General features: G+C 63.9%; 24 protein-coding genes. 18 read left to right on the top strand and 6 right to left on the bottom strand.

Annotated elements, in window-relative coordinates; translation table 11 throughout:
- The first annotated feature begins 122 nt into the window (after positions 1-122).
- The 5 genes from tpiA to JJ959_RS00845 all read left to right on the top strand — a co-directional run bounded on the left by tpiA (position 123) and on the right by JJ959_RS00845 (position 5336).
- Positions 123-869, top strand: coding sequence for a triose-phosphate isomerase (gene tpiA / locus JJ959_RS00865; protein WP_292879382.1), 747 nt, complete (start codon positions 123-125; stop codon positions 867-869).
- Between the two features lie 121 nt (positions 870-990).
- Complete coding sequence (gene secG / locus JJ959_RS00860; protein WP_193180546.1) at positions 991-1308, top strand: preprotein translocase subunit SecG; 318 nt, start codon at positions 991-993, stop codon at positions 1306-1308.
- A gap of 103 nt (positions 1309-1411) precedes the next feature.
- A complete protein-coding gene (locus tag JJ959_RS00855) occupies positions 1412-3046 on the top strand; it encodes a CTP synthase (protein WP_292879381.1) in 1635 nt (544 codons plus the stop codon).
- A gap of 21 nt (positions 3047-3067) precedes the next feature.
- On the top strand, positions 3068-3910 hold the full coding sequence (gene kdsA, locus JJ959_RS00850) for a 3-deoxy-8-phosphooctulonate synthase (protein WP_292879380.1): 843 nt from the start codon (positions 3068-3070) through the stop codon (positions 3908-3910).
- 19 nt (positions 3911-3929) lie between these two features.
- Positions 3930-5336, top strand: a complete 1407-nt coding sequence (locus JJ959_RS00845) for a tetratricopeptide repeat protein (protein WP_292879379.1) — start codon at positions 3930-3932, stop codon at positions 5334-5336.
- Between the two features lie 67 nt (positions 5337-5403).
- On the opposite strand, the gene JJ959_RS00840 is transcribed toward JJ959_RS00845, so the two are convergent.
- From JJ959_RS00840 to JJ959_RS00830, 3 genes are all read right to left on the bottom strand, one after another.
- The gene (locus tag JJ959_RS00840) at positions 5404-6381 is read right to left on the bottom strand and encodes an NAD(P)-dependent oxidoreductase (RefSeq protein WP_292879378.1); all 978 of its coding nucleotides are present in this window, start codon (positions 6379-6381) and stop codon (positions 5404-5406) included.
- A gap of 31 nt (positions 6382-6412) precedes the next feature.
- The gene (locus JJ959_RS00835; RefSeq protein ID WP_292879377.1) at positions 6413-7186 is read right to left on the bottom strand and encodes an aldolase/citrate lyase family protein; all 774 of its coding nucleotides are present in this window, start codon (positions 7184-7186) and stop codon (positions 6413-6415) included.
- Positions 7187-7398: 212 nt separating this feature from the next.
- Positions 7399-7872, bottom strand: coding sequence for a cupin domain-containing protein (locus JJ959_RS00830; protein ID WP_292879376.1), 474 nt, complete (start codon positions 7870-7872; stop codon positions 7399-7401).
- Between the two features lie 163 nt (positions 7873-8035).
- On the opposite strand from JJ959_RS00830, the gene eno reads away from it, so the two are divergent.
- The 10 genes from eno to JJ959_RS00780 all read left to right on the top strand — a co-directional run bounded on the left by eno (position 8036) and on the right by JJ959_RS00780 (position 18558).
- Positions 8036-9319, top strand: a complete 1284-nt coding sequence (eno, locus tag JJ959_RS00825; protein WP_292879375.1) for a phosphopyruvate hydratase — start codon at positions 8036-8038, stop codon at positions 9317-9319.
- A gap of 165 nt (positions 9320-9484) precedes the next feature.
- Entirely contained in the window at positions 9485-9880 is a 396-nt protein-coding gene (locus JJ959_RS00820; RefSeq protein ID WP_292879374.1) for a septum formation initiator family protein, read from the top strand.
- A gap of 153 nt (positions 9881-10033) precedes the next feature.
- Positions 10034-11077: a pyruvate dehydrogenase (acetyl-transferring) E1 component subunit alpha gene (gene pdhA, locus JJ959_RS00815; protein WP_292879373.1), complete on the top strand. Its 1044-nt coding sequence runs from the start codon at positions 10034-10036 to the stop codon at positions 11075-11077.
- A 54-nt stretch (positions 11078-11131) separates the two neighbouring features.
- Positions 11132-12511 (top strand): pyruvate dehydrogenase complex E1 component subunit beta, encoded by a 1380-nt coding sequence (locus JJ959_RS00810; RefSeq protein WP_292879372.1) that lies wholly within the window; start codon positions 11132-11134, stop codon positions 12509-12511.
- A gap of 14 nt (positions 12512-12525) precedes the next feature.
- The gene (locus tag JJ959_RS00805; RefSeq protein WP_292879371.1) at positions 12526-13860 is read left to right on the top strand and encodes a pyruvate dehydrogenase complex dihydrolipoamide acetyltransferase; all 1335 of its coding nucleotides are present in this window, start codon (positions 12526-12528) and stop codon (positions 13858-13860) included.
- A gap of 108 nt (positions 13861-13968) precedes the next feature.
- Positions 13969-15366 carry a dihydrolipoyl dehydrogenase gene (gene lpdA, locus JJ959_RS00800; RefSeq protein ID WP_292879370.1) on the top strand — a complete coding sequence of 466 codons (1398 nt, stop codon included), beginning with the start codon at positions 13969-13971 and terminating at the stop codon, positions 15364-15366.
- A gap of 44 nt (positions 15367-15410) precedes the next feature.
- Positions 15411-15674 (top strand): hypothetical protein, encoded by a 264-nt coding sequence (locus JJ959_RS00795; RefSeq protein WP_292879369.1) that lies wholly within the window; start codon positions 15411-15413, stop codon positions 15672-15674.
- On the top strand, positions 15671-16699 hold the full coding sequence (gene lipA / locus JJ959_RS00790) for a lipoyl synthase (RefSeq protein WP_292879368.1): 1029 nt from the start codon (positions 15671-15673) through the stop codon (positions 16697-16699). The genes JJ959_RS00795 and lipA overlap by 4 nt, the downstream gene beginning before the upstream one ends.
- 19 nt (positions 16700-16718) lie before the next feature.
- Complete coding sequence (locus tag JJ959_RS00785) at positions 16719-17171, top strand: type II toxin-antitoxin system RatA family toxin (RefSeq protein WP_292879367.1); 453 nt, start codon at positions 16719-16721, stop codon at positions 17169-17171.
- A 226-nt stretch (positions 17172-17397) separates the two neighbouring features.
- Positions 17398-18558 (top strand): aminotransferase class I/II-fold pyridoxal phosphate-dependent enzyme, encoded by a 1161-nt coding sequence (locus tag JJ959_RS00780; protein WP_292879366.1) that lies wholly within the window; start codon positions 17398-17400, stop codon positions 18556-18558.
- 3 nt (positions 18559-18561) lie between these two features.
- Here the strand turns inward: JJ959_RS00780 and JJ959_RS00775 are convergent, their stop codons facing one another.
- From JJ959_RS00775 to JJ959_RS00765, 3 genes are read right to left on the bottom strand one after another with little or no spacing between them, the layout of a single operon-like run.
- Complete coding sequence (locus JJ959_RS00775) at positions 18562-19056, bottom strand: CinA family protein (protein WP_292879365.1); 495 nt, start codon at positions 19054-19056, stop codon at positions 18562-18564.
- A 13-nt stretch (positions 19057-19069) separates the two neighbouring features.
- Positions 19070-19540, bottom strand: a complete 471-nt coding sequence (locus JJ959_RS00770) for a phosphatidylglycerophosphatase A (RefSeq protein WP_292879364.1) — start codon at positions 19538-19540, stop codon at positions 19070-19072.
- Complete coding sequence (locus JJ959_RS00765; protein ID WP_292879363.1) at positions 19537-20706, bottom strand: bifunctional 2-C-methyl-D-erythritol 4-phosphate cytidylyltransferase/2-C-methyl-D-erythritol 2,4-cyclodiphosphate synthase; 1170 nt, start codon at positions 20704-20706, stop codon at positions 19537-19539. The genes JJ959_RS00770 and JJ959_RS00765 overlap by 4 nt, the downstream gene beginning before the upstream one ends.
- 62 nt (positions 20707-20768) lie before the next feature.
- Here JJ959_RS00765 and ccsA point away from each other — a divergent pair, with 62 nt between their 5' ends.
- The 3 genes from ccsA to JJ959_RS00750 all read left to right on the top strand — a co-directional run bounded on the left by ccsA (position 20769) and on the right by JJ959_RS00750 (position 23773).
- Positions 20769-21566, top strand: coding sequence for a cytochrome c biogenesis protein CcsA (ccsA, locus tag JJ959_RS00760; protein WP_292879362.1), 798 nt, complete (start codon positions 20769-20771; stop codon positions 21564-21566).
- A 96-nt stretch (positions 21567-21662) separates the two neighbouring features.
- Positions 21663-22652: a tRNA dihydrouridine synthase DusB gene (dusB, locus tag JJ959_RS00755; protein WP_292879361.1), complete on the top strand. Its 990-nt coding sequence runs from the start codon at positions 21663-21665 to the stop codon at positions 22650-22652.
- Complete coding sequence (locus JJ959_RS00750; protein WP_292879360.1) at positions 22649-23773, top strand: ATP-binding protein; 1125 nt, start codon at positions 22649-22651, stop codon at positions 23771-23773. Before dusB ends, JJ959_RS00750 begins: the two co-directional genes overlap by 4 nt.
- The last annotated feature ends 2 nt before the right edge of the window (positions 23774-23775 follow it).

Here is a 23775-nt window from a genome sequence, read left to right as displayed (position 1 = left end):
ATAGAAGCGGGCAGTTCCGTGCTGCAACTCGCAATTCCGAGTGAAATCCAGCCTCCCCACCTTATGATCCAATGTGCTAAGGCGATGCCGCCTTTTCAATCTGCGCCGAGGGAAGAACCGAGATGACACGCCGCGTCCTGATCGCCGGAAACTGGAAGATGAACCTGCTGCGCGCCGAGGGCGAGGCTCTGGCGGCTGAACTGGCGAAGAAATTTGCCGCAAATGGCGTTGCGGACATGCTGGTCTGTCCCCCAGCGACGCTGATCGCTCCCGTCGCGGCGGTGCTGGCCGGAAGCGCAGTCTCGGTCGGCGGGCAGGACTGCCACATGAAGCAGAGCGGCGCGCATACCGGCGACGTCGCGGCTGCGATGATCAGGGATCTCGGCGGATCCTACGTGATTGTCGGGCATTCGGAGCGCCGTGCGGACCATGGCGAGAGCGATGCGACCGTAAAGGCGAAGGCGGAAGCGGCCCTCGCCGCCGGCCTGGCGCCGATCGTCTGTGTCGGCGAGACAGAAGCGGAACGCGATGCGGGCAAGGCGGAAGCCGTGGTCGAAGCCCAGATTCGCTGCTCGCTTCCGGACGGTGCGAGCGAAACCGGGATCGTGATCGCATACGAGCCGGTCTGGGCCATCGGAACCGGCCGCACGCCGACAATCGATGACATCGCCGCCATGCATGCCCACATGCGCAAGGTCGCGGCCTCGATGCTCGGCGGAGCGGATGCGCTGAGGCTGCTGTATGGCGGCTCCGTGAAGCCCGGAAACGCCGTCGAGATCCTGGGACTCGCCGACGTCGACGGCGCTCTGGTCGGCGGCGCGAGCCTGAAGGCGGAGGATTTCCTCGCCATTGCCGCCGCGGCCGGCTGACGGCTGCGGCATCAATTCGCTCTAGCCAAGTGGCGGCGGGGAAGCTACAACCCCGCGAGATTCATTCTACCGTCCTCGGCGCGATTTCTTTTTCGCGCCGGACGAGAGCCGGGAAAGACCGATGATCGAAGTCCTGCTTGCCATTCACCTGATGATCGCGCTCGCGCTTGTCATTGTCGTTCTGCTGCAGCGGAGCGAGGGCGGCGGGCTTGGCATCGGCGGCGGAGGCGGCGGCGGAATGGGCGGCTTCATGTCGGCTCGCGGTACCGCAAACCTGCTCACGCGCAGCACGGCAATTCTGGCGGCGGCTTTCTTTGCCACGAGCATCCTGCTCGCGATTCTCGCCGAGACGAACAAGACCGGCTCGATTGCCGATCAGGTTCAGGAGAGTTCCGAGCCGGCCGCCCCGACCGGTCCGCAGGCGCCTCTCTCGCAGTAACTCTAAGGTTTTCGGCGTGCCTCGCGCCCCGCTCGAAATCGGGCGGGCGAAGGGGTGCGTTTTGATTAGGTCAGCTTCATCAATTCGGATATAACGCAGGTCCATGTCTCGCTTTATTTTCATCACCGGCGGCGTGGTTTCATCTCTCGGTAAAGGCCTCGCTTCTGCGGCCCTTGGCTCGTTGCTTCAGGCGCGTGGCTACAAGGTGCGTCTTCGTAAACTCGACCCCTATCTGAACGTCGATCCGGGCACCATGAGCCCGTATCAGCACGGCGAGGTCTTCGTGACCGACGACGGGGCGGAGACCGATCTCGACCTCGGCCACTACGAGCGGTTCACGGGCGTTTCGGCGACCAAGAACGACAGTGTGACCACCGGTCAGATCTATATGGACGTGATTTCGAGGGAGCGCCGTGGCGACTATCTCGGCGCAACGATCCAGGTCATTCCGCACGTCACCGACGCGATCAAGGAATTCTGCCGCTCCAATCTCGGGGACGAGGATTTCGTGCTGTGCGAGATCGGAGGCACGGTAGGCGACATCGAAAGCCTGCCGTTCCTCGAGGCGATCCGCCAGCTCGGCAACGAGCTCGGCCGCGAGCGCTCGCTCTTCGTGCATCTGACGCTGGTGCCGTGGATTGCCTCGGCCGGCGAGCTCAAGACCAAGCCGACGCAGCATTCGGTAAAGGAACTGCAGAGCGTCGGTATCCAGCCCGACATCCTGCTCTGCCGTTCGGAGCACGAAATTCCGGCCGACCAGAAACGCAAGATCGCCCTGTTCTGCAACATCCGGCCGGAAGCGGTGATCCCGGCACTGGACGTGGATTCGATCTACCACGTGCCGGTCGCCTATCATAACGAAGGCTTCGACGTCGAAGTCTGCCGTCATTTCGGCCTGCTGGACGAGAAGACACCGGAGCCCGACCTTTCGCGCTGGACCGATATCACCCACACGGTGCGTAACCCGGAAGGCACGGTGAAGATCGCCGTGGTCGGCAAGTACACCAGCCTGCTCGACAGCTACAAGTCGCTTGCGGAGTCCCTCGCGCATGGCGGTATCGCCAACAAGGTGAAGGTCGAGCTCGACTGGATCGACAGCGAGATCTTTGAGCGCGACGACACCATCCATCGGCTTGAGGACGTTCACGGCATTCTGGTACCGGGCGGCTTCGGCGAGCGCGGGGCGGAAGGAAAGATCAAGGCCGTCACCTTCGCGCGCGAGCACAAGATTCCCTATTTCGGAATCTGCTTCGGCATGCAGATGGCGGTGATCGAGGCGGCACGCTCGCTTGCCGGCATGGAAGGGGCGGGCTCGACCGAGTTCGGTCCGTGCGACCTGCCGGTTGTCGGCCTGCTGACCGAGTGGGTCCGCGGTAACGAGACGGAAAAGCGCGCTGCGGACGGCGATCTTGGCGGCACCATGCGGCTCGGCGCCTATGATTGCGATCTGGTTCCGAATTCCAAGGTACGCGAGATCTATGGCAAGGACCGGATCAGCGAACGCCACCGGCACCGCTACGAGGTCAACATCAACCACAAGGCGGCGCTGGAAGCGGCTGGGCTCCATTTCTCCGGTCTCTCGCCGGACGGTGAGCTACCGGAAATCGTCGAGCTGCCGAGCCATCCGTGGTTCATCGGCGTGCAGTTCCATCCGGAACTGAAGTCGAAGCCGTTCGATCCGCATCCGCTCTTCACCAGCTTCATCGAGGCCGCGGTCACCCAGTCGCGCCTCGTCTAACATTGCCAGGAGCAGCGTGAGATGACCGCGAAGACCGTCAGTGTCGGACCCGTTTCCTTCTCCAACGAGAAGCCCTTCGTGCTGATCGCCGGCCCCTGTGCCATGGAGAGCCGCGAACACACGCTGGAGATGGCGGAAGTGCTTGCCGGTATCACCAAGGATCTCGGCATCGGCTTCGTCTACAAGAGCTCCTACGACAAGGCGAACCGGACCAGCGCCAGCGCGGGCCGCGGGATCGGGATGGAGAAGGGGCTGCCGATACTCGCCGAGGTGCGCGAGCGCTTCGGCTGTCCGGTCCTGACCGACGTGCATGATGCCTCGCAATGCGCGCCGGCCGCCGAATATGTCGACATCCTGCAGATCCCGGCTTTTCTTTGCCGCCAGACCGACCTGCTGCTTGCCGCGGCCGAAACAGGCAAGACGGTGAACATCAAGAAGGGGCAGTTTCTTGCTCCCTGGGATATGGCGCCTGCCGTCGGAAAGGTTGCGGGTGCGGGGAACCAGAACATCCTGCTGACCGAGCGCGGAACGAGCTTCGGCTACAACACGCTGGTCACCGACATGCGCGGCCTGCCGACCATGGCGCAGACCGGCTATCCGGTGATCTTCGATGCGACCCATTCCGTCCAGCAGCCGGGCGGACGGGGCAACAGTTCCGGCGGACAGCGGGAGTTCGTTCCCGTGCTGGCGCGCGCGGCCGCGTCGGTCGGGGTGGCGGGGCTCTTCATCGAGACCCATCAGGATCCGGATACCGCGCCGAGCGACGGGCCGAACATGGTCCCCCTTGCGGAAATGCGCGCGCTGCTCGAAACTCTGATGGCCTTCGATCGTCTTGCCAAGGCGAACCCGATCAGTCTCGGATAAAGCACCCAGGAGCAGGAACATGCCGGTTTACTCGGACGGTCTCGGACTTGATGTCACGGCGGCCTCCGGGGAGGCGGCATCGGCTTTCGGCTCGACCGTCGAAGGCTATGTCCGCTTCACCCGCGATGTCGGCGACCGTCTGAAAGACACGCTGACCGCCGACCCCGACATGCCGCTGGCCCACGTGACCAAGGGCTATTTCATGAAGCTCTTCGGTACCGGGGCAATGTCCGTGCGGGCGGAAAAGGCGCTCGGCACGGCAACGGATCTCTTTGCCCGCGTCGACACGACCGACCGGGAGAAGGGACATCTCGCCGCGCTCGGCGCCTGGTGTGCCGGCGACATCGAAGGCGCCGCCGAGGCTTGGGAGCGCATCCTGCTCGATGCGCCGCGCGACATGCTTGCGCTCCGGCTCGCCCATTTCGCCCATTTCTATGCCGGCAGCGGCGCCCGGATGCGGGATAGCGTCGCCCGGGTCATGCATGCCTGGGACCGCTCGCATCCGCTCTACGGCAATCTGATCGGGATGTACGGATTTGGCCTTGAGGAGGCGGGGGATTACCGCAAGGGCGAGCGCTATGCTCGCGAGGCGGTCGAGATCGACCCGAAAGACGCCTGGTCGGTCCATGCCGTCGCCCATGTGATGGAGATGGAAGGCCGCCACCGCGAGGGGATCGACTGGATCAAGGGACTCGAGCCGCACTGGTCGACGGTGCACAATTTCCGCTTCCACGTCTGGTGGCATCGCGCGCTGTTCCATCTCGAGCGCTACGAGCTGGACGAGGTGATGGCGCTCTACGATGCCCAGGTCGCGAGTGATCTCGAGGCGGACCAGTATCTCGACGTGGTAAATGCGGCGGCGCTGCTCTGGCGTCTTGAGCTCTACGGTATGCAGGTGGGCCCGGAACGCTGGGCCCAGCTTGCCGATCTCGCCAAGAAGCACCTGGACGATCACGAACTGATTTTTGTCTCGCTGCATTACCTGATGGCACTGCTCGGCGCGGGCCGCATGACGGATGCCGCCGAGATGATCGAGAAGCTGCGGGCCTATGCCGAAGACGCGGCGACGCGGGATCAGACACAGGCACGCATCACGCGGAAAGTCGGTCTGGCGCTCGCCGAGGCGATGTCAGCGATCCGCTCCGGCAATCCGGCGCGGGCCGTCAGCCTGATCTGGCCGCTGCGCTACGATATTCAGTCCATCGGCGGAAGCCACGCCCAGCGCGATGTCTTCGAGGAGATGCTGGTGGATGCCAGCCTGAAAGGCGGCGAGACCGCGAAGGCCCGCGCACTGCTCTCGGAGCGGACGGAGAAGAAGCCGAACAGCGCCTGGAGCTGGGAGCGATACGGCGAGGCGCTGACGGCGTCGGGGCTGGATGCGTCTGCCGCGAGCGCGAGAGCGACGGAATTGCGTTCAGCGCACTGACTTTCATCGCCATTAGTGAATCCCGACCTGCGTCGGGATCCACTGGTGAAGCGCTGGGCTCACTCTCTCAGATTACCCGGTGCACCGGCTCCCGGCCCTCCGACACATCGAGGATCGACTGCAGCGCCGTTCGGGCGATGTCGTCGAAGCACTCGTCGGTCCAGCAGAGCGCGTGCGGGGTGATGATCGTGTTCTCCATCTTGAGCAGCGGGCTGTCGGGCGAGATCGGCTCCTGCTCGGTGACGTCGAGGCCCGCCGCCGCGATCTCTCCCGCGGCAAGCGCTTCCGCGAGCGCGGCCTCGTCATGGATCGGCCCACGGGCGACATTGACGAAACAGGCGGTCGGCTTCATCTGCCGGAAGGCGTCGGCATCGATCATGTGCCGGGTCTCGTCGTTCAGCGGGCACGCGACCAGCAGGAAGTCAGCCGACGCCAGAACTTCCCCGAAACCGACCTTTCGGGCGCCGAGGCGCTGGAAGACCTCAGCTTCGACATAGGGATCGTAGACCTGGATCTCCTTGAAGAACGGTCGCGCGAGCGGGATCAGTTCCTGGCCGATGCCTCCGGCACCAATCATCCCGAGGGTGCGGCCGGTGAGACCGATCCCCATATGGTCGACACGCGCGTTCCAGCGGCCGGCCCGGACGATCTCGTCCTTTTTGAAGAGCTTTCCCGAAAGCGCGAAGATCAGGGTCAGGGCGGCGACCGCGACCGGCCGGCGGATGGCGATCGGCGTGTTGGTGACGGCGATCCCCTTCGCAGCGCAGGCGTCGAGATCGACGGTATCGAAACCGACGCCGTTGCGCGCAAAGATCTTCACCCGGCAATCGTCGCGGCTGACGGAGGCCGCAGTAACGCGCGGCAGGTTGATGTGGATCGCATCGTAGCGTGCGGCGATGTCCGGCGTGATCTCCGTGACATCCTCCGGGAGCCATTCCCACTCGATCTCCGGGTTTGCTTTCAGCAGATCGAAAAGCGCCGGATCGAAAATCGGTTCACCCGCCGCATTCATCAGATCCCGCGTGGTCGCGACCTTGAAGGCCATCGCATTTTACTCCCTGGCTATCTCGTTGTTCTTATTTGCTTTCTGCCTGGTGCGCAGCCTCGATCAGGGAGGAAACACCGCGCATCAGCAGGCCCTGGTCGGTACCGACGGCGACCATGTTGAAGCCCATTTTGCGGGCCCGTGCGGCCCAGCTTTCGTCGGTCGCGAGAAAGCCGAGCCCCTTGCCGTTCTTCCGCGCCGCGGCGACTGTCCGTGCGACCGCGTCGTGAAAGGCAGGATGCTCGAAGTCGCCCGCAATGCCGAGGAAGTTGGTGAGATCGAACTGGCCGACCCAGAGCACGTCGATGCCGTCGATCGCCGCGATCTCTTCGACATTCTCCAGACCGTGCTCTGTCTCGATCTGGGCGATCACAGTGATCTCGGCGTTCGCGGCCGCGATCTTGTCCGCAGGCGCGCCGCCGCTGTATCCGTCATGGGCGAAGCCGAAGGCCGCGCCACGGCGGCCGACGGGCGGATAGCGCGTCGCCTCGGCGATGGCGCGGGCCTGCTCTCCGCTTTCCACCATCGGCACCATGACGCCCCGCATCCCGATATCGAGGGCGCGGGCGAGGAAGTGATAGGCGCTCGCCGGAACCCGGGCCATCGGCACGACCGGCAAGCCCCTGCAGATCGCGGCCTGGGCTTTGAGCGTCTCGAAACCGGCGCCGTTATGCTCCATGTCGTAGATCAGGTACTCGCAGCCTGCCTGCGCGAAGATCTCCGGGACGCCGGAGCTGAAAAACTCGAACACCATGGCGCCGTAGACGGGCTCGCCCGCCACCACCCGCTTCCTGATCCCGGCCAAGTCGCGTTCCTCCGTTTTCGGCAGCTTATCCGCGTGCCTGTTGTTTCATGGGAGAACCGTAGCGTCCGGGGTGAGGAGCCACCACATAGGAGGTGGGAACGAGTGCCTCCACAGATCGTCACCCCAGCGAAGGCCGGGGCCCAGAGATCATAGAGCCGTGTCCGTCTACCCCTGGGTCCCGGCCTGCGCCGGGATGACGACGTCAATGGGCTTCAGTAAGGCGTGCCGTCCTTGCGCGTGAAGACGTAGGAACCTGTCTTGCCGTCCGCGACCAGATCCACATCCGGGTAATGCCCCACATCGCCGGGCGTCCGGTCGCCGATCTCGAGATAGCTCGCCGGGGCATCGGAGCGGTTCACCAGGCAATGGCCGTCGGGAATGTTCTTCGGGAAGGCGGCGCACATCCCGGAGGTCAGAATTTGCTCGCCCGCATCGGTGACTAGCGTCAGTTCGCCGGAGACGACGAAGACGAACTCGTCCTGCATGGTGTGCCAGTGCCTGATCGCAGAGCCCTGTCCCGGCGGCAGGGTGGTCAGATTGACGCCGAAATTGACGAGGCCGCCATGGTCGCCGAGCCGGCGTTTCTCGCGCGTCTCGCAGCCTTTCTGGAATTCCTCCGGATAGCCGCTTCCGATCCTCGGTTTGACATCCATCGGATCAAAGGCCGGGCCGGTGAGTTTCGACATCGCTCTCTCCCTCGTCGCGTGTGTCCGGAGCATATGAGACTGCGCGCCGGGACACAAAAGTGCCGCGACAGCATTGCAACCTTTCCCCGCCGCGAGTATGCCTGTGCGCGCCGGCCCAACCGCCGTTTCCGAACCGTTTATCGTCTATCTGGAGAGCGAACCCATGAGCGCCATCGTCGATATCACCGGGCGTGAAATTCTCGACAGCCGCGGCAACCCGACCGTGGAAGTCGATGTGACCCTGGAGACCGGCGCGCAGGGCCGCGCTGCCGTCCCGTCCGGCGCCTCTACCGGCGCCTATGAGGCACTCGAGCTGCGCGACGGCGACAAGGACCGTTACGGCGGCAAGGGCGTCCTGAAGGCGGTCGAGGCGGTGAACGGCGAGATCTTCGACGCGCTGCTCGATCAGGAAGCCTCCGAGCAGATCGCGATCGACCAGATCCTGCTCGATCTCGACGGGACCGACAAGAAGGAGCGCCTCGGCGCCAATGCCATGCTCGGTGTCAGCCTTGCCGTCGCCCATGCGGCCGCCGCCGATTTCGACATGCCGCTCTACCGCTATATCGGCGGGGCCTTCGCCCATATCCTGCCGACGCCGATGATGAACATCATCAATGGCGGCGCCCATGCCGACAACCCGATCGACTTCCAGGAATTCATGATCATGCCGGTCTCCGCCGAAACCCTGGCGGACGGTGTGCGTGTCGGAGCCGAGGTGTTCCACGCGCTGAAGAAAAAGCTCTCCGAGGCCGGTCACAGCACCAATGTAGGCGACGAAGGCGGCTTCGCGCCGAACCTGAAGAGCGAGGAAGAGGCGCTCGGCTTCGTCATGTCCGCGATCGAGGCCGCCGGTTACCGCCCGGGCGAGGATGTCGCCATCGCACTCGATCCGGCCTCCACCGAGTTCTTCAAGGACGGCAAGTACGTGCTCTCGGGGCAGGGCAAGGTGCTGGACAGCGGCGGGATGATCGATCTCTACGAGGATCTCTGCAACCGCTACCCGATCGTCTCCATCGAGGATGCGCTCTCCGAGGACGACTGGGACGGCTTCAAGGCGCTGACCGACCGGATCGGCCGGAAGGTGCAGATCGTCGGCGACGACCTCTTCGTCACCAATCCGAAGCGCCTGCGCGAAGGCATCGCCAAGGGCGCGGCCAATTCCATCCTGGTGAAGGTCAACCAGATCGGCACCCTGACCGAGACGTTGGAGACCTGCGAGACCGCGCACAAGGCCGGCTACACCACCGTCATGTCGCACCGCTCCGGCGAGACCGAGGACGCGACCATCGCCGACCTCGCGGTCGCGGTGAATGCGGGCCAGATCAAGACCGGCTCGCTCTCCCGCTCCGACCGCATGGCGAAATACAACCAGCTCATCCGGATCGAGGAAGATCTCGGTCCGGCGGCGCGCTATGCGGGCCGCGCAGGTCTCGGCGCCCGCGCCTGACACTTTTTACGTGACAAACCCATCCGGCGGCTTCGCTGAAGCCCCCGGGTGAGTCTTTTTCGCAACATGTTGTTCCGATTGGGAACCTTAAATTCAAGGTTCTCATTTCGTTCACGTTGACCGCCCGATTCGCCGGTGATTCACTCCTGCGTAACGGAGGAGCTGATGACTCTCGCATTCGAGATCAAACGTCGCGCAAAGCATGTTGTAGGGCCGGTCATCGGCTGCCTGCTCCTCGGTTATTTTGTCTTCCATGCCGTCGAGGGCGATCGCGGCGTTCATGCCTGGCGTGCGCTCGACAGCAAGATCGAGGCCGCCGAGGCCCGTCTCGCGGTTCTGAAGGAGCGCCGCGAGGCACTCGAGAAGAAAGTGGCCATGCTGCACCCGGAAAGCATCGACCGCGACCTGCTGACGGAACAGGCCCGCATCGTCCTGAACTATCAGGGCAGGGACGAGTTCGTGCTACAGGATCTCGCCGGTTATCAGGACGCCATTTCGCTCGATGGACTCTCTGGACCGGTCGAAACACAGGCGATTTCAATGGCTTCGCGCATCAATTAACCGATATACGGTTAATTATAGTTATTCCTTTATTTATCAATAAGTTAACTCTGTTGAAAATCAGGTTAATTTGAAGTATTTCTCTTTTGACACCAAGTGAGGCGTAGATCGTTTCGTAAAAGCGACGCCTCGTTCCGGTCGAAAGGGAGAGAGATGGCTCAAGCGAAGTCAGCCGCCGGCGGCAGCCGCGGCGCATCCACACGGACTCGTAAATCCCGGACCAGCAGCCCGCCGAAGAACAATGTTGCGGAGCTTCTTCCGTATTATCGCGACATGCTGCTCATCCGCCGCTTCGAAGAGAAGGCGGGGCAGATGTACGGCATGGGGCTGATTGGCGGTTTCTGCCATCTCTATATCGGCCAGGAAGCGGTCGTGGTCGGCATGCAGGCGGCGATCGGCAAGGGCGACAAGGTGATCACCAGCTATCGTGACCACGGGCACATGCTGGCCTGCGGCATGGACCCGAAGGGCGTGATGGCCGAACTGACCGGCCGCATCGGAGGCCTCTCCAAAGGCAAGGGCGGCTCGATGCACATGTTCAGCCGCGAGAAGGATTTCTACGGCGGCCACGGAATCGTCGCGGCGCAGGTTCCGATCGGTACAGGTCTCGCCTTCGCGAATAAGTACAATGGCTCTCAGGAAGTCAGCCTGACCTATCTCGGCGACGGCGCGCTGAACCAGGGTCAGGTCTATGAGAGCTTCAACATGGCCTCTCTCTGGAAGCTTCCGGTGATCTACATCATCGAGAACAACAAGTACGCCATGGGCACGTCCGTGACCCGCGCCGCTGCCGGCACGTCGCTCTTCCAGCGCGGGGCCGCCTACGGCATTCCGGGCGAGGAGGTCGACGGTATGGATGTGGTGGCCGTGCACGCCGCCGCCGAGAAAGCCGTGAAACACTGTCGCTCCGGCAAGGGCCCCTACATTCTCGAGATGAAAACCTACCGCTATCGCGGCCATTCCATGTCCGATCCGGCGAAATACCGGACCAAGGAAGAGGTCAACAAGATGCGGCAGGAGCACGACCCGATCGACCATCTGCGCGCGACGCTGCTGGAGATGGGGCTCGACGAGGATGAGCTCAAGGGCATCGACAAGGAGATCAAGGCGATCGTGACCGACGCCGCCGATTTCGCGCAATCGAGCCCGGAGCCGGATCCGTCCGAGCTCTACACAGACATCCTGGTCGAAGCATAAGTCAGCGCGTGGGCGCCGCGCCGTTCCCGGCGCGGACCGCGGGAGGGAAAGAGAATGAGCGTACAGATCCTGATGCCGGCGCTGTCGCCGACCATGACGGAAGGCAAGCTGGCGACCTGGATGGTCAAGGAAGGCGACACGGTTTCCGCCGGGGACGTGATCGCCGAGATCGAGACCGACAAGGCGACCATGGAGGTCGAGGCGGTCGACGAGGGCGTGATCGGCAAGATCCTGGTCGAGGCGGGTACCGAGAATGTCGCGGTGAACACGCCGATCGCGGTGCTGCTGGAAGAGGGCGAGGATGCGAGCGCGGCCGATGCCGCACCCGCCGCCGCCCCGGCAGCCGAACCCGCGCCCGAGCCCGCTCCGGCCGCTGAGGCACCTGCATCCGCGCCTGCGGCCCCGGCTGCCAAGGCGACGGCGAGCGACGAGGACAAGTATTTCGACAAGGTCCAGACCCAGACCATCCGCGAAGCCCTGCGCGACGCGATGGCCGAGGAAATGCGCAACGACGAGCGCGTCTTCGTGATGGGCGAGGAAGTCGCCGAATACCAGGGCGCCTACAAGGTGACCCAGGGCCTGCTGCAGGAATTCGGCGACAAGCGCGTGATCGACACGCCGATCACCGAGCACGGCTTCGCCGGTCTCGCGGTCGGCGCCGCCTTCGGCGGTCTGAAGCCGGTCGTCGAGTTCATGACCTTCAACTTCGCCATGCAGGCGATCGACCACATCATCAACTCCGCCGCCAAGACGCTCTACATGTCCGGCGGCCAGATGGGCTGCCCGATCGTCTTCCGCGGACCGAACGGTGCCGCCGCGCGCGTGGCCGCGCAGCATTCGCAGTGCTTCGCCAGCTGGTACGCGCACTGCCCCGGTCTGAAGGTGATCGCGCCCTATTCGGCCTCCGACGCCAAGGGCCTGCTGAAATCCGCTATCCGCGATCCGAACCCAGTGATCTTCCTCGAGAACGAGGTGCTCTACGGCCAGTCGTTCGAAGTGCCCGAGAGCGAGGATTTCACCGTGCCGATCGGCAAGGCGAAGATCGTGCGCGAGGGCACGGACGTCACCATCACCGCTTTCTCGATCATGGTCGGAAAGGCGCTGCAGGCGGCCGAGAAGCTGGCGGAAGAGGGGATCAGCGCCGAGGTCATCGACCTGCGCACGCTGCGCCCGCTCGACACGGAGACCATCGTGACCTCGCTGAAGAAGACCAACCGTCTGGTCACCTGCGAGGAAGGCTGGGCGACCTGCGGCATCGGCTCCGAGATCGCGGCGCTGATGATGGAGCAGGCCTTCGACTATCTCGACGCGCCGGTCGCGCGGGTCGCCGGTGCGGATGTGCCGATGCCCTATGCGGCCAATCTCGAGGCAATGGCCCTGCCGCAAGCCTCTAACATCGTCGAGGCGGCGAAGTCCGTCTGCTACCGCGCCTGAGGGAGAGAGACGCCATGGCCATTCCCGTTCTGATGCCGGCCCTGTCGCCGACCATGACCGAAGGCAAGCTTGCCTCCTGGCTGGTTGCCGAGGGCGATACCATTTCCGCCGGCGACGTGATCGCCGAAATCGAAACCGACAAGGCGACCATGGAGGTCGAGGCCGTCGACGAGGGCGTGCTCGGCAAGATCATCGTCCCCGCGGGAACCGAGAACGTCGCCGTCAACCGGCCTATCGCCGTGATCCTGGAAGAGGGCGAGGATGCCGGCAGTGTCGATATGGACGCTCTCGCCGGCGGTGCACCCAAGGCCGCACCGGCACCTAAGCCTGAAGCTGCTCCGGCTCCTGCCAAGGCCGCCGAACCCGCCAAGGCGGAGCCCGCTCCGGCCCCCGCACCGAAGGCGGCTCCGGCTCCGGCTGCTGCCTCCGGTGACCGTGTCTTCGCGAGCCCGCTCGCCCGCCGCATGGCGGAGCAGGCAGGCCTCGATCTCGGCCAGATCCAGGGTTCGGGTCCGAACGGCCGGATCGTGAAACACGATGTGGAACAAGCAATTGCGGGCGGAACCGGCAAGGCGGCGCCCGCTGCGGCCCCGGCGCCCGCCGCCGCTGCTCCGGCCGCCGCACCGTCCCTCGGCACCGCGCCGAGCGCCGATGTCCCGGGGCTGCCCGAGTACGAGGAGATCCCGAACTCCACGATGCGCAAGGTCATCGCCAAGCGCCTGACGGAGTCGAAGCAGTTCGCGCCGCACTTCTACCTCACCGTGGATTGCGAGATCGACGCGCTGCTCGAGGTCCGCAAACAGCTCAACGGCAAGCTCGACGGCGAGAAGGTCTCGGTCAACGATCTCGTCATCAAGGCGGCCGCGCAGGCGCTGAAGAAGGTTCCGGCCGCGAACGCGAGCTGGACCGAGGCCGCGATCCGCGTCTTCAAGTCGGTCGACATTTCGGTCGCCGTCGCGATCGAGGGCGGTCTCATCACCCCGGTGATCAAAGGCGCGCAGACCAAGGGCGTGCTCGATATTGCCCGGGAGATGAAGGATCTCGCCGCGCGGGCCCGCGCCGGCAAGCTCATGCCTGAGGAGTTCCAGGGCGGCACCTTCTCGATCTCCAATCTCGGCATGTTCGGGATCAAGGATTTCGCTGCGGTGATCAATCCGCCGCAGGGCGCGATCCTCGCCGTCGGCGCGGGCGAACAGCGCCCGGTCGTGAAGGATGGAGCGCTCGCGGTCGCCACGGTGATGAGCTGCACGCTCTCGGTCGACCACCGCGTGGTTGACGGCGCCGTCGGGGCCGAGTTCCTCGCCGCCTTCAAGAAGCTGATCGAAGATCCGCTGACGATGCTGCTCTAGGGCTGCTCTAAGGGGCGGGCGGCGGTGCCGCCCGTTTCCCGTTCGCGCGAATTGACTGGCACGGCCCCGAAATCCTGCGGGTGAGGGCGCCGACACCGGAGGAAAAAGATGGCTGATACCCAGTTCGACATCCTTGTCATCGGCGGCGGCCCGGGCGGGTATGTCGCCGCGATCCGCGCGGCGCAGCTCGGCATGAAGACCGCGCTCGTCGAACGTGAGCATCTGGGCGGTATCTGCCTCAACTGGGGCTGCATCCCGACCAAGGCGCTGCTCCGCTCGGCCGAGATCTACGACCATATGAAACATGCCGCGAGCTTCGGCCTCACCGCCGAAAAGTTCGGCTTCGATCTCGACAAGGTGGTGCAGCGCTCCCGCGGCGTCGCCAAGCAGCTGAACCAGGGCGTCGGCCATCTGCTGAAGAAGAACAAGGTCACGGTCTTCATGGCGCATGCCAAGCTTGCCGGGAAGGGCAAGGTGGAGATCGACGAGAAGGGCAAGAAGCAGACCCTCGCCGCCAAGCACATCATTCTCGCGACCGGCGCCCGCGCCCGCGACCTGCCGGGCATCGAGGCCGACGGCAAGCTGGTCTGGAACTACAAGCACGCCCTCGTCGCGGACACCATGCCGAAGCGTCTCCTGGTCATCGGATCCGGCGCTATCGGGATCGAATTCGCGAGCTTTTTCAATAGCCTCGGGTCCGACGTTACAGTGGTCGAAGTGATGGACCGCGTCCTTCCGGTCGAAGATGCGGAGATCTCCGCCTTCGCCGAGAAGGCCTTCACCAAGAAGGGCATGAAGATCATGTCCAAGGCGACGGTGAAAGCCCTGAAGCGCGGCGCCAAGGACGTGACCGCGACCATCGAGAAGGACGGCAAGTCCTCCGAGATGATCTTCGACCGCGTGATCTCCGCCGTCGGCATCGTCGGCAATGTCGAGGATCTCGGGCTCGAGAACACGAAGGTGAAGGTCGACCGCACCCATATCGAGATCGACGAATGGTGCCGCACAGGCGAGCCGGGCGTCTATGCCATCGGCGATATCGCGGGCGCGCCGTGGCTGGCACACAAGGCGAGCCACGAGGCCATCATCTGCATCGAGAAGATCGCCGGCCTCAAGGACGTGCATCCGCTCGATACCAAGCGCATTCCCGGCTGCACCTACTGCCAGCCGCAGGTCGCCAGCGTCGGTCTGACCGAGGCGAAGGCGAAGGAAGCCGGTTACGAGGTCAAGGTCGGCCGCTTCCCCTTCATCGGCAACGGCAAGGCGATCGCGCTCGGCGAGCCGGAAGGTCTGGTGAAGACCGTTTTCGACGCCAAGACCGGCGAACTTCTCGGCGCGCACATGATCGGCGCCGAAGTGACCGAGCTGATTCAGGGCTACAGCATCGCCAAGACGCTGGAGACGACGGAGGCCGAGTTGATGCACACGGTCTTCCCGCATCCGACATTGAGCGAAATGATGCATGAGTCCGTGCTTGACGCTTACGGGCGCGCGATCCACTTCTGACGAACGGCGGCCGGTGTCCGGCGGCGCATGGCGGGTATGAGCGAATGGATCTGGATCTCAAACGGATCAAGGCGTTGGATGGCGTAACGGCTGTTCTGGTCCGGAGCAGCGCGGAGCCGGAAGGCGACGTTGCGCAGGAACTCGTCATCAAGGTGGATTTTCCGCTCGACGGACCGGAGGGCGGCAAGCACCGGAAGAGAGCCGACGCCGTGATCGAGACGGCGGAGGATATCATCTCCGAGAGCGACTATTTTGACCGCGTCACCATCGAACAGGTACTCTGGACGCGCGAAAGAGAGCTGCAATGAGCACTGAGCAGACCAAGGCGCCGCGCCTCGGCGCCGCCCGGCATCCGGAGAAGGCGCATCGCCCCGACAACGAGGTGAAGCGCAAGCCTGCCTGGATCCGCGTCAAGGCGCCGACCTCCAAGACCTATCTCGAAACCCGCCAGCTGATGCGCGACCACAAGCTGGTCACCGTCTGCGAGGAGGCGGCCTGTCCGAATATCGGCGAGTGCTGGTCGAAGAAGCACGCCACGATGATGATCCTCGGCTCCGTCTGCACCCGGGCCTGCGCCTTCTGCAACGTCGCAACCGGCCGCCCGGACAAGCTCGATCCGCATGAGCCGGACGAGGTCGCGGAAGCGGTTGCCAAGATGGGCCTGCGCCACGTGGTCATCACCTCGGTCGACCGGGACGATCTCGACGATGGCGGGGCGGGGCACTTCGCCCAGGTGATTACCAAAATCCGCGCGATGTCGCCCGAGACCACGATCGAGGTGCTGACGCCGGACTTCATGCGCAAGGACGGCGCGCTTGAGATCGTCATCGATGCCCGTCCGGATGTCTTCAACCACAATCTGGAAACCGTGCCGCGGCTCTATCCGGGGATCCGCCCGGGCGCGCGCTATTTCCATTCGCTGAAGATCCTCGACCGGGCGAAGGAACTCGATCCGACGATCTTCACCAAGTCCGGCCTGATGGTCGGGCTCGGGGAGAGCAAGGAAGAGATCTATCAGGTGATGGACGACATGCGATCGGCGGAAGTCGATTTCATCACCATCGGGCAGTATCTGCAGCCGACCGCGAAACACGCGGTGATCGACCGGTTTGTCACGCCGGACGAGTTCGAGGCCTACAAGAAGATCGCCTACGGCAAGGGCTTCCTGATGGTGGCGTCCTCGCCGCTGACCCGCTCCTCCTATCACGCGGACGAGGATTTCGCCCGCATGCGTGCCGAAAGGGATCGCCGGCTCGGCGTCGAGCGCGGTCTGGTGCGCAAGGAGCTTTCGCTGACCGATCTGGCGGAAATGGCGGTATCGGCTTCCGACTGACCTGTGCTAAGGCAAATCCATGCCGACCCATGCCGAGAAGCGGGCTGTGCCCTTCAGCCCGCAACAGCTTTTCGACCTAGTTGCTGACGTCCAGCGATACCCGGAATTCCTGCCGTGGTGCGTTGGCGCGCGCATCCGCAAGCGCGAGGGCAACCTCGTCATTGCCGACCTGATCATCGGCTACAAGATGATCCGGGAGCGCTTCACCTCGCGGGTCACGCTCAGCCCCGAGAAGAACCGGATCGACGTCGAATATGCCGACGGCCCGTTCAAATATCTGAACAATCACTGGGTCTTCGAGGAGCACGAGGGCGGCTGCATGATCGACTTCTATGTCGATTTCGAGTTCAAGTCCCGTGTGCTGCAGAAAATCATCGAGGTCTTCTTCAACGAAGCCGTTCGCCGGATGGTCTCGGCATTCGAGAGCCGTGCCTACGAGCTCTATGATTCGGGACGTTCGAGTCCGAGCTAAGCGTCTATACAGTATAGATAAACTCTGTTTGCAGGCGATAAACTGTATTTTCAGTTTTGTTCAAGAATTTTGTTCCGACTCGGCAACGAATCTGAAATCGGGATCCGTATTGCCAGATTCCGCGATCTCACGGCTCGTACAAAAAAGTTGAGCTCAAAGACGAATTATTTCGTCGCACCAAAGGACCGCGCCGACTAGCGTCACGCGATCGAACGGGGAGTTGGTGATGAGAGACGAGACAAAATGCGTGGTGACGCCCGAGGTGAAGGAAGACGGCTACAGGAGCCTGGCGCCATCGGTGCATCGCGCATCGACCATCGTCTTCGCCAATGCCGAGGAATATGCGACGCGCGGCGAACGCGGGCCGGACGGCTATACCTACGGCCTCTACGGCACGCCGACGACGCGTCAGTTGGAAGCCAGGCTGCAGGCGCTGTCCGGTGCGAAACGGACGCTGCTGGTGCCGTCCGGGCAGGCCTCGAACGCCGTCGCCGCGATGGCGTTGCTCTCGGCGGGAGATCATATTCTGATCGCCGATACCTCCTATCCGCCCATGCGCACGCATGCTGACGAGGATCTCAAGCGGTTCGGGATCTCGGTCGATTATTACGACCCGCTGTCGCTGGAAGACCTGAAACGCCGCATCCGGCCGGAGACGAAGCTGGTCTGGTGCGAGTCTCCGGGCTCGACGACTATGGAAGTGCAGGATATCCCCGCCATCGTCTCGATCGCCCATGATGCCGGTGCGATGGTTGGCTGCGACAATACCTGGGCGACGGCGCTTGCTTTCAAGGCGCATGCCTTCGGGGTCGATATCGTCTCCGAAGCGCTGACGAAATATGCTTCGGGCCATTCCGATATCCTGATGGGCGCCATGTCCTTCGCGGATGAAGAGACGGCGCTCAGGGTTCGTGCTTTCATGGGGAGGACGGGCATCGGCGTCTCGCCGGACGATGCGGCTATGGTGCTGCGCGGTATGGAAACCATGGCGCTGCGTTTCTCCCATGCCGAGGCCGGCGCCCGCCGGCTGATCGAGGGCATGCAGGGCCATCCGGCGGTCAGGGAGATCTACTGGCCTCCGCTGGAGAACAATCCCGGACATACGTTCTGGAAGCGTGATTTCACCGGCGCGGCGGGGGTTTTCACCGTGGTCCTCTCGGACGGCGCGTCCGCCCGGTTGGACGCAGCGTTGGGAGCATTGAAGACCATTGCCATCGGTGCGTCCTGGGGCGGAACCCGAAGTCTCGTCGCACCCATGTCGATCGGAAAGGCGCGCTCGGCCACGGCCGTGGAAGGCGAGGACCTCTTCATCCGCTTCAGCGTCGGTCTCGAGGCGATCGAGGAACTGGAAGCGGATATCGACGCCTTCCTCGCCCGCCTGAAATAGCGCTCAGCCTTTCGCCAGCGCGCGCAGCATTCCGAGCGCGTGCAGCACCGTCTGATGCCGGACGCTGCCGCGATCTCCGTCAAAGATCTTGTGCTCCGCGACTGTCTTCTCCGCAGTCGCAGCGGCGAAATGGACCAGGCCGACAGGTTTCTCTGCCGAGCCACCAGTCGGACCGGCGACGCCGGTAACGGCGACGCTGACCGCCGCACCTGACCTCGCGCGCGCGCCTTCCGCCATCTCGCGTGCCGTCGGTTCCGATACCGCTCCATGCGTGGCGAGCGTCATCTCCGCGACACCGAGCATTTCCATCTTTGCCTCGTTGGAATAGGTCACGAAACCGCGGTCGACGACGTCGGAAGATCCGGCGATCTCCGTCAGGGCGCCCGCGATGAGGCCGCCGGTACAGCTTTCTGCCGTCGCCGCGAGCCAGCCGCGCTTCCGGCAGGCCTCTAGTACCTCGATCGCGAGGGTCCGGATCTCGGCATCGAAATTGTCCATGATTTCAGACCTTTCAGAAGAAATGCTGATAGGCGAGAACGACGAGCGCCGCATAGATCCCGGCGAACAGATCGTCGATCATGATGCCTGCCGCGCCATCGAGATTCGAGTCCGCCCAGCCCGCCGGAAACGGCTTTGTGATGTCGAGCACGCGGAAGGCGGCAAAGCCGACAGCGAAGCTGACCGGGTCTAGTGCGGCGGGCAGGAGGGCGATCCATTGCCCGGCGACCTCGTCGATGACGACCTCACCTGGATCTTTCCAGCCGAGCGCTCTGGAATAGAGCCCCGAGGCCCAGAAGCCGATGAGCGTCGCGACCACCGCGGCGATCGCCAGCAACTGCCAGCCGCCGAACGACAGCATCAGCCAGGCGAAAGGTATCGCGGCGAGCGAACCCCAGGTCCCGGGCGCCTTCGGGGCGTGGCCGACCCAGAAAAAAGTCGCGGCGATGCGGGCCGGATGAAACAGGGGCAGGGGCGCGTTCACAGGTCGTCCGCCGGCAGCAGGACGGTCGCCGCCGCTTGGGCGGCGATCCCTTCGCCGCGGCCGGTGAAGCCGAGTTTTTCCGAAGTGGTGGCCTTCACGCTGACACGGCTCTCGGAGATATCGAGGATCTCAGCAATCCTCGTGCGCATCGCCGGACGGTGCGGGCCGATCTTCGGGCGCTCGCAGATGAGCGTCAGATCGACATGGGTTATGCGTCCGCCGCGCTGCCGCACCAGTTCAGCCGCATGAACGAGGAATTGATCTGAGGCGGCGCCCTTCCATTGCGGATCGCTCGGCGGGAAGTGGCTTCCGATATCGCCGTCGGCAATGGCGCCAAGGAGGGCGTCGGTGATCGCATGCAGCCCGACATCGGCATCGGAATGACCGATCAGGGTGCGGTCATGCGCGATCTCCAGGCCGCAGAGGGTGATCTTTTCCCCGGGACCCAGCCGGTGCACGTCGAAACCCGTGCCGACCCGCGGCTCCAGCGCGCCTTCGGTCATCTGTCTCGCGCGGATCAAGTCTTCCTCCGTCGTGATCTTGAAGAGCGCGTCCGCGCCTTCGACAAGCTGCACCGTGAGTCCGAGTTCTTCCAGAAGCGCGGCGTCGTCGGTCGCCAGCTTTTCAGTCTTTTCATGGGCTTCCAGCAGGGTCTTGAAGTGAAATCCCTGGGGCGTCTGGGCCCGGAAAAGAGTACTGCGATCCTCCGTTCCGGTGATTTCACCCCCGAGCCCGCGCGCGCGTTTCAGCGTATCCGCGACGGGCAGGGCCGGAATGGCCCCGGGCGCGTATTCCAGGGCATCCAGTACCCGGTCGATGACCTGCGGCGTGACGAAGGGGCGGGCGGCATCGTGCACCAGCACATGATCGGGAGCCTCTTCAGCAAGGGCACGGAGACCGTTCAGTACCGATTGGCCCCGTTCGGCGCCGCCCGAGACCGGCGGCGGGAGACCGAGGCCCGAGACGGCCTCCTCATAGAGCGTCCGATGATCCGGATCGATGACGATACGGACGGGACCGACGGCCTGGTGTGCGAGGAACCGGTCCAGCGCATGCCGCAGCACCGGTTTGCCCGCAAGCTTCAGATACTGTTTCGGAATCTCGCTGCCGAGCCGGGTTCCACGGCCGGCGGCGACGATCAGGAGAGCGGTCTTTGACCGGGGCACACATCACCTCAATTTGCTCTGGCACTTCGGAGCGGGCGGCATGATATAGTGGCGCCATGCCAATGTCTTTGCTCTTGAACCTCTCGGCTCTTCTGGCGCTGATCCCGGTCGGTCTGTTCTCGCTCCGCGCGCCGGCGCGCGCGGGCGGAGCCTTCTGGGCGCTGCTCGCGGTCGCGACCGCCGGGCCGCTGCTCTATGTCGTCGTGACGCTTGGAGCGAGCTGGCGGTCGGATCTTGCGATGGCGCTCTGGCTGGCGGTCTGCGCGAGCCTGCTTGTGTTCCTGCCGCTCTGCTGGTTGCGGCCGGCGGCCCGTGGATTGACGGCGCTTCTGGTGCCCTACCTCTTTCTGATGGCGCTCGGCGCCACCGTCGCCGGTTCGGTCGAGCCCTCGATCCGGCTTGCAGAACACCTTCCGGGCGGTTGGTTCTCCGCCCATATCGCGATTGCGCTGGCGACGTACGCGCTTCTCACTCTGGCGGCAATCACCGCACTCGCGATTTTCCTGAAAGAGCGAGCCCTCAAGCGCAAGCAGATGTCCTCCAGGATTGCGGCGGTACTCCCGTCCGTGGCCGATTGCGAGAAGCTGCAGGACCAGCTGCTCGGCGGGGCGGTGATCGTTCTGCTCGGGGGGCTTGCGACCGGGATTGCCCTGCAGATCTACCGATCCGGACATGTCCTTGAATTCGATCACAAAACGGTGCTTTCGATAGGCGCCTTCATCGTGCTCGCGGGCCTCTGGCTGGTGCATAGCCGATTCGGAATACGCGGCCGGACGGTCTCGCGTCTGGTGCTTCTTGCATATCTTTTGTTGACGCTTGCCTATCCGGGCGTGAAGTTTGTCGCCGAAATTCTTGCCTGACCGGCATAGTGCCCCGGCTGCCTTCTGAAATCCTATTTTGACAATTTTGCGAGCAGTTGCTTAATTCATGGGCAACGCTTTACAGGTGCACAGTTAATGACCATCAGAATCGGCGATATCGCGCTTGAGAGCCCGGTGTTCCTCGCCCCCATGTCTGGGGTGACGGACAGGCCGTTCCGTCGGCTCGTGCGCGAGTTCGGATGCGGTCTCGTCGTGTCCGAGATGATCGCGAGCGCCGCCGTCCTCCGCGAGGAACGCGAGGAGATGTTCAAGATCCCGCAGGACATGGATCTCGAACGTCCGATGGCGGTCCAGCTCGCCGGCTGGGATCCGGAGATCATGGCGGAAGCTGCGAAACTCAATGTCGATCGCGGCGCCGAGATCATCGATATCAATATGGGCTGCCCGGTGAAGAAGGTGGTCAACAAGCTCGCCGGCTCGGCGCTGATGCGCGACGAGGTCCTGGCGGGGCGGATCATGGAGGCGGTCGTCGAGGCGGTCCCGGTTCCGGTGACCCTCAAGATGCGGACCGGATGGGACCAGAGCGACCGCAACGCTCCGCGCCTGGCGAAGATCGCCGAGCAAGCGGGGATCCGGCTCCTGACGGTGCACGGGCGCACGCGTTGCCAGATGTACAAGGGGCAAGCCGACTGGAGCTTCATCCGGAAGGTGAAGGAAGCGGTCGCGCTTCCGGTCGTCGCGAACGGAGACATCGCGGCCCTTGAAGATGTCGATACCTGCCTCGAACAATCGGGCGCCGACGGGGTGATGATCGGGCGCGGTGTCTACGGCCGTCCGTGGTTCCCGGCTCAGGTCGCGGCCCATCTGGCAGGGCGTGCCATACCGGCCGACCCGACGTTCCAGGAGCGCGCCGACATCATGCGGCGCCATGTCGCCGAGATGCTGTCCCACTACGGCAGCGAACTTGGTCTGAAACTCGCCCGAAAGCATATCGGCTGGTATGCGGCCGGCGTTCATGGCTCGGCCGAGTTCCGGCAAATCGTCAACAACACCATGGATCGTCAGGTCGTCGAGGAAGCGATCGAGAGGTTCTTCGGCATGGCACTGGAGAGGCAGGCGGCATGAGCATGGTCATGGATCCGGAGCCGGGCACGGCGCCAGCCGCACTCGATCCGACAGGCGTCCTTCACGCCGTACCGACCCCGGTCATCGGTCTCGACGAGAAAAACCGGATCGTCTACGTGAACATGGCAGCGGAACATTTTCTTCAGGGAAGTGCCGCGATCCTCGAAGGGTGCGAGCTCGCCGATCTGATCCCGGCAGACAGCCCCGTCCTCAACATGATCGAGCAGAGCCGGCGTCAGTCTTCTGTTCTCTTCGACTACGACCTCATTCTCGAGGGGCCACGCATCGGCTCGCATATCGTCAGTGTCCAGGTGTCGCCCCTGACCGAAAGGCCGGGCGCAGTCGTGCTGACTCTGCAGATGCGCTCCATCGCAAACCAGCTCTACCGGCAGTTCAACTTCAAGGGCGCCGCCCGGTCCGTCACCGCGATGGCGGCGATGCTCGCGCACGAGGTGAAGAACCCTCTCTCGGGCATCAAGGGAGCGGCACAGCTCCTCGAGCAGAACGCGATTGAGGCGGACAGACCGCTGACCAAGCTGATCTGCGACGAGACCGACCGGATCTGCAGCCTGGTCGATCGCATGGAAGTGTTTTCGGATGACCGTCCGATCGAGCGCAGCCCGGTCAATATCCATGAGGTTCTCGACCATTGCCAGAAGATCGCGGAATCCGGTTTTGGCAGCCGGATCAAGTATTTCGAGCGCTATGACCCGTCCCTGCCGCCGGTGCTCGGCAACCGGGACATCCTGGTGCAGATCTTTCTGAACCTGCTCAAGAACGCGGCCGAGGCCATCGGCGACGAGGACGGCGAGATCCACATGTCGACCGCCTACCGGCACGGCATGCGGGTTTCCGTTCCGGGCTCTGCGCGCCGGGTCAACCTGCCGCTCCAGGTCACCATTCGCGATAACGGCCCCGGAATTCCGGACGACATGAAGGCGACGATCTTCGATCCGTTCGTGACCTCGAAGAGGAACGGATCGGGCCTCGGTCTCGCCTTCGTCGCGAAGGCCGTGGCCGATCATGGCGGGGTGATCGAGGTCGATTCCCAGCCGCGGCGGACCGAATTCCGGCTCTCGTTGCCGATCGCCGATATTTCCGAGGCCTTTGCACAGGCATGAAT

The sequence above is a fragment of the Nisaea sp. genome, assembly GCF_017640745.1.
Lineage (GTDB): Bacteria > Pseudomonadota > Alphaproteobacteria > Thalassobaculales > Thalassobaculaceae > Nisaea.
The sequence above is the reverse complement of the archived record's forward strand: the minus strand, read 5'-3'. Positions and strand labels throughout refer to the sequence as shown.